Origin of the sequence: Burkholderia sp. Bp8963 (assembly GCF_003854275.1) — a bacterium.
Taxonomy (GTDB): Bacteria; Pseudomonadota; Gammaproteobacteria; order Burkholderiales; family Burkholderiaceae; genus Burkholderia.
The window spans coordinates 1-867 of record NZ_QTQP01000167.1 but is presented as its reverse complement, the minus strand read 5'-3'; the positions used below and the strand labels follow the sequence as shown (position 1 = coordinate 867).

The 867-nt window shown below is 56.3% G+C and carries 1 protein-coding gene; it reads left to right on the top strand.

The genetic code is table 11. The features are described from left to right. Positions 1 to 222 precede the first annotated feature (222 nt). Entirely contained in the window at positions 223 to 726 is a 504-nt protein-coding gene (locus DID96_RS37845) for a hypothetical protein (RefSeq protein WP_124604412.1), read from the top strand. The last annotated feature ends 141 nt before the right edge of the window (positions 727 to 867 follow it).

Below are 867 nucleotides of genomic sequence, written 5' to 3'. Positions count from 1 at the left end.
CAGGCCACTCGGTGAAGCAGGAACCCGCCGACGCGACTACGTAGAACATCACGTAGCGCAGCAGGAATCCTCCCCCTTCCCGGCCTTCGGCCGGCGAGCGTCAGCGAGAGGGGGAGGCGGATGTCAAGTGGGTCACCGGCCGGCCAGCAGCGGTCGATCGACATGTCGTGTAGGATTGCCAGCGATCGCGCTGCTCTATACCCAAGCTACGGGAGAGTCGTCATGATCGAACTGCTTGAGCCTTTCTCTCGCCAAATGGCGGGAGACGTTCTCTCAGTCTTCCCGAACTGGAGGAGCCATTTTTCTATTGTTGCCAGCGCTGGAGAGAACTTCTTCAACGTTCGGGTGCCGTCGCTCGCAGGATCCAAAGGTGGCCCCTTGGAGGTTTCTTCGTTATACAACGAGGAGGTGACGGTTTTCTACGCAGCAACCCATCGGCATTTTTTCTCCGCGCTGGGCAATGCTGACGAGGCAGGTGGTGCAGTCGACTTCATCCGGAAGATACTCGACGAACAACTTGCCGTGGTCTCATACATTTGCACCGGCGACTCAACCATACAAGATGGGGTTTTCTCAAGCGTCGCAGTTCCGGCGGACAAGATTCCACGCGCAAACTATGAGTATTACTACACGACATCGATGCGCGTGCGCTCTTGGAGGGGCACTTACGATGCCGACTTCGCCGCTCCGTACGTCAGAGAAAAACCAACGGGCAAGGATGGGTGAGCGTCAAGATAATTGCCTCTTTTGAATTTCGAGTGGGTGGTATCGTCTCGTTTTTCCTGTAGACAAGAAGGTAAATGATGCACAGCAAGCTGTTCGAAGCCGCCCTGGGTGTGAACGCTCCGTGGTTTGTGAGCGGTGTCG

Excerpts from the sequence above, each read along its gene's own strand:
- DID96_RS37845 (WP_124604412.1), top strand. The coding sequence starts at position 223 with ATGATCGAACTGCTTGAGCCTTTCTCTCGCCAAATGGCGGGAGACGTT.